This is a genomic window from Variovorax sp. 20P10.2.4 (assembly GCF_058244205.1).
This window is the reverse complement of sequence record NZ_JBZAYE010000535.1, coordinates 1-5,075: the sequence shown is the minus strand read 5'-3', so window position 1 is coordinate 5,075 and position 5,075 is coordinate 1. Positions and strand designations below refer to the sequence as shown.

The following is a 5,075-nucleotide window of genomic DNA, read 5'->3' as shown; positions in this document are numbered from 1 at the left end:
GCGCTGCCCTACCGCCTGCACACCAGTGCCAATGTCGACCTGGCGGGCCGCCGCGTGTGGCTCAGCTTCAGCAACACGGGCACGCAGGGCACGGTGTTCCACGTCTACGACGAACTCAACCTCACGCGCTATCCGCGGCGCTACACCGTCGAGGCCGGCAAGATGATCTCGGACGCCTGGCAGGCCAGCACCGACGACGCGGGCCGCTACAGCCTCTGGGTGCTGGGGCCGAACGGCTATCACCGGCGCTTCAAGGGCCAGCTCGGCGCGCTGGCCGGCGCGGCCAACCCCGAGGTGCGCGTGTGCTACGACCCCGAGCGCAACGCGGTCCGCCTCACCATCATGAACATGGGCGAGGCCCCGGCCGCGGTGACGGTGCGCGCCAACGCCTACCGCGGCGACGGCCCGTGGACCTACACCGTGTCGCCGGGCATGCAGCTCGAGCCCTCGTGGAGCCTCGCCGACACCCACAGCTGGTACGACTTCACGCTGACCATGGGCGATGGCTTCGAGCGCCGCTTCGCCGGCCGGCTCGAGACCGGCCAGGACGGCACCAGCGATCCGGCGATGGGCGTCGCCGCCTCGTAGTGCAAGGTGCCGCCGCACGGCGCGGCGGCACGCTTACACGAGGCCATCACGATCGGCCGGCATCATGGTGCGTTTCGCAACGACCCACCGATCCCGGAGACCCGCAGTGACGCTCAACCAGATCCGCGCCTTCGTCGCGGTCGCCCACGACGGCGGATTCACGGCCGCGGCGCGCACGCTGGGCATGAGCCACAGCACGCTCAACTCGCAGATCCAGATGATGGAGCGCGAGTACGGCGCCGAGCTGTTCCATCGCCGCGGGCGCCGCGTCGAGCTGTCCGCGCTCGGCCTCGAGATGCTGCCGCTGGCGCGGCGCATGATCGCGCTCGAGGGCGACATGAGCTCGCTGCTCGACGACAGCGGCAAGCTGCGCCATGGCTCGCTGAAGGTCGGCGCGGTCGGCCCGTACCACGTCACCGAGATGATCGAGGCCTACCACGCGGTGCATCCGCGCATCAAGATCTCGGTCACGCTGGGCAACTCCGAGGTGGTGCTCGACGCGCTCGACCGCTACGTGAGCGACGTGGGCGTGGTGGCGAGCCGCTTTCCCGACGAGCGCTATCACATGCAGCTCTATGCGCGCTACCCGGTGATCGCCTTCGTCCATGTCGGCCATCCGTTCGCCAAGCGCGAGGCGATCGCGCTGCGCGAACTCTCGGGCCAGCCGCTGCTGATGCGCGAGCCGGGCTCGACCACGCGCAAGGCGCTCGAGGACGCGCTCGCCAAGCAGGGCATCGCGGTGCAGGTCGCGATGGAGATCGGCAGCCGCGAGGCGCTGCGCGAGGCGGTCGCGCGCGGGCTGGGCATCGGCACGGTCTCGGAATCCGAGTACGTGCCCGACCCGCGCCTGCGGCCGGTGCGCATCGAGGGCGACGTGGTCTCGACCCACATCCACGTGTGCTGCCTGCGCGAGCGGCGCGACAGCCGGCTCATCGCTTCCTTCTTCGAGGCCATCGCCGATCGCAGGGCGCCCGCCGCGTGATCCGGCCTTATGCGAACGACGGCTAAGCATCCCTGAAAGCCTTCGTTGGCCAGCCACCGGCGGCCACTTTAGTCTGCGTCGATCCTCTTTCAGCAAGGACCCCGCAGATGAACGACCGACTCCAGCGCGTGCATGCCTCGCGCTCGGCCGCCGTGAAGGCCGGCCTCGACCATCCCGTGATCGACACCGACGTGCACGTCAACGACTTCGCGCCGGTGCTCGAGGACTACGTGGCGCAGTACGGCGGCAACAAGCTGGTCGATGCGCTGCGCAAGGCGCTCGGCGGGCGCTTCGTCACGCGCAACGGCGGCGGCAAGGACTGGTACCAGCAGTCGGCCGAGGAACGCCAGTTCCACCGCACGCTGCGCGCGCCCTGGTGGGCCCGCGTCACGCGCAACACCTACGACCTCGCGACCTACACGCTGCCCGCGCTGCTGCACGAGCGCCTGGGCGAGCAGGGCTCGGACTACTCGATCCTGTTCCCCAACGACGTGCTCTCGCCGGCCGCCGCCGGCAGCGAGTACCGCCAGCCACTGCACCGCGCCATCAACCACTTCCACGCCGACCAGTACCGGCCCTATGCCGACCGCCTGACGCCGGTGGCGGGCATACCGCTGCACTCGCCGCAGGAAGGCATCGAGGAGCTGGAGTTCGCGGTCAAGACGCTGGGCCTGAAGGTCGTCAACATCGCGGGCGGCGTGCGCCGTCCGATCCGCGCCATCGCCGAGAAGTACCCGGCCGCCGAGCATCCCGACATCGCCAGGCAGGTGGGCTACATCGACTTCTACGGCATCGACAGCGAGCACGACTACGACCCCTTCTGGGCCAAGGTGGTGGAGCTCGGCGTGCCGGTGACCACGCACTACGGCAGCCAGGGCTGGACCGGCCGGCAGTCGATCAGCAACTACATGAACAACCACATCGGCCACTTCGCCGATGGCTCGCAGGCCTTCGCCAAGGCGCTGTTCTTCGGCGGCGTGACGCGGCGCTTTCCGGGGCTGCGGGTGGGCCTGCTCGAAGGCGGCGCGGACTGGGGCTCGCACGTTTACACGCACCTGGTGGACCGCTGGGAGAAACGCAACCGGCATGCGGTGCGCAACTACGACCCGGCCGAGGCCGACATCGAGCTGCTGGCCTCGCTGTTCGAGCGTTACGGCGGCGACTTCGTCAAGGGCCGTACGCTCGACAAGGCCACGCTGCTGCGCGACAGCCTGGGCATCTCGGCGCTGCCGCACAGCCGCGAGCCGAACGAGAGCGAGATCGACGACTTCGCGCTCGCGGGCATCGAGAAGGTCGAGGACATCCGCGACCGCTGGGTCAACAACTTCTACTTCGGCTCGGAAGCCGACGACCGCACCGTGGCCGCGGCCTTCAATGACAAGGTGAACCCGCTGGGCGTGAAGATCAACGCGATCTGGTCGTCCGACGTGGGCCACTGGGACGTGCCCGAGTTCACCGAGCCGCTGGCCGAGACCTGGGACCTGGTGCAGCAGGGCGTGATCTCGGCGGCCGACTTCCGGGCCTTCGTGTTCGAGAACCCGCACCGCTTCTACACCGAGGCCAATCCGCGCTTCTTCGAAGGCACCGAGGTCGGCCGCAAGCTGGCCGCGAAGAAAGGCACGCCATGAAGCCCGTGCGGCATCTGCTGCGCTGGACCGCGCTGCTGGCCACCGCCCTCGCGGCCTCGGCGCAGGCCGCGCCCGACACCATCCGCATCGGCGTGGCCACGGCGGGCGGCGGCGACCCCGTCACCTGGGGCGGTTCGCCCGGCGGCGTGGCGCGCGCCAACAACTGGCTCGAGGAGGAGTTCAAGGCCTCGGGCATCAAGGTCGAGTGGCTGTTCTTCAAGGGCGCGGGCCCGGCCGTGAACGAGGCGCTGTCGAACAAGCAGATCGACTTCGCCTACCAAGGCGACCTGCCCTCGATCGTCGGGCGCTCGAACGGCCTCAAGACCAAGGTGCTGCTGGTCAGCGGCGCGCGCAACAACCTCTACCTGGTCACGCCGACGCAATCGAACATCCAGTCGATCAAGGACCTCAAGGGCCGCACGGTGTCGATCTTCCGCGGCACCAACGGCCACCTGGTCGCGATCAACGTGCTGGCGGCCGACGGGCTGGCCGAGCGCGACATCAAGGGCGTGAACCTCGACACCGGCAGCGCGCAGGCGGCGCTGGTCTCGAACGGGGTGGACGCGGCCTTCGGTGGCTACGAATGGTTCAAGGTGCGCGACCAGGGGCTCGCGAAGGTGGTCTATTCCACCCAGGGCCGCGATCCGGCGCTCACGCGCCAGGCCGCGCTGCTGGTGCGCAGCGAGTTCGAGCAGGCCAATCCCGCCGAGGTGCAGCGCGTGGTCGACGTGTTCGTGCGCGCGGCCCACTGGTCGTCGGAAGAGAAGAACCGCGACGAGCTGTTCCGCATCTGGGCCCGCAGCGGCACGCCGGTCGCCTCGTGGACCGCCGAGTTCGACAAGCAGCCGCTGGCGCAGCGCAACTCGCCGCTGGCCGACGACTTCATCGTGGCGCGCTACAAGGCCGTGGTCGGCGATGCACTCAAGCTCAAGCTGATCCGCCGCGAGGTCACGGTCGACGACTGGTTCGACACGCGCTACCTCAAGGCCGCGCTCAAGAAGCAGGGCCTCGAGGGCTACTGGACCGCTGCCGACGCGAAGGGCCGGCCGAAGGGCGGGCCCGCGGTCGCGTCGCGATGAGCGCCGAAGCCGAACTGTCGGCGGTCCTGCAGCGCGAGCACGCGGCGCCGCTGCGCCTGTCCTTGCCGTGGCGCCGCCTCGGCGACGCCGCCCTGCCCTGGCTGCTGCCCGCCGCATTGCTCGCGCTGTGGTTCGTGGGCGCCGGCCAGGGCTGGATCTCGCCGCAGGTGCTGCCGCCGCCCGAGTTCGTGGCCGAGACGCTGCGCGACCTCGCGACCAGCGGCGACCTATGGCTGCACGTGAGCACCAGTTTCGCGCGCGTGGGCGTGGGCTTCGCGATCGGCACGCTGCTCGGGCTGCTGCTGGGCACGGCCATGGGCCTGTCGCGCCGCGTCGAGGCCTACCTGCTGCCGAGCTTCAACGCGCTGGTGCAGATCCCGGTGCTGGCCTGGCTGCCCTTCGTGCTGCTGATCGTGGGCATCGGCGAGCCGCTCAAGTACATCCTGATCGCCAAGGCGGCGCTGGTGCCGGTGGCGCTCAACACGCTGCAGGGCTTCCGGCAGACGCCGCGGTCGCTGCGCGAGGTCGGCGAGGTCTACGGCTACAGCCGGCGCCAGCAGGTGCTGGAGATCGTGCTGCCGCATGCCGTGCCCACGCTGTTCACGGGCGTGCGGCTGGGCTTCACCAAGGCCTGGCTGTCGCTGGTGGTGGTCGAGCTGGTCGCTTCGAGCGAGGGGCTGGGCTACCTGATCGTCTATGGCCGCCAGCTGTTCCAGCTCGACCTGGTGATGGCCGCGGTGGTGATCGTGGGCGCGATCGGCTGGGCCATCGACCGCCTGCTCGAGCGGCTCGAGAACG

The 5,075-nt window shown here is 69.9% G+C and carries 5 protein-coding genes; all 5 read left to right on the top strand.

Annotated features, from left to right (window positions below; all coding sequences use genetic code 11):
- Nucleotides 1–588 (top strand): phospholipase domain-containing protein (locus AC27VN_RS32320; protein WP_490879209.1); only part of this gene is annotated, 588 nt, incomplete at its 5' end.
- Nucleotides 589–694: 106 nt separating this feature from the next.
- Entirely contained in the window at nucleotides 695–1,570 is an 876-nt protein-coding gene (locus AC27VN_RS32315) for a LysR substrate-binding domain-containing protein (RefSeq protein WP_490879208.1), read from the top strand.
- A 107-nt stretch (nucleotides 1,571–1,677) separates the two neighbouring features.
- Nucleotides 1,678–3,198: an amidohydrolase family protein gene (locus AC27VN_RS32310; protein WP_490879207.1), complete on the top strand. Its 1,521-nt coding sequence runs from the start codon at nucleotides 1,678–1,680 to the stop codon at nucleotides 3,196–3,198.
- Complete coding sequence (locus AC27VN_RS32305) at nucleotides 3,195–4,277, top strand: ABC transporter substrate-binding protein (RefSeq protein WP_490879206.1); 1,083 nt, start codon at nucleotides 3,195–3,197, stop codon at nucleotides 4,275–4,277. Before AC27VN_RS32310 ends, AC27VN_RS32305 begins: the two co-directional genes overlap by 4 nt.
- Nucleotides 4,274–5,075: ABC transporter permease (locus AC27VN_RS32300; protein WP_490879205.1), on the top strand; the 802-nt coding region annotated here is incomplete at its 3' end. The genes AC27VN_RS32305 and AC27VN_RS32300, both read left to right, overlap by 4 nt.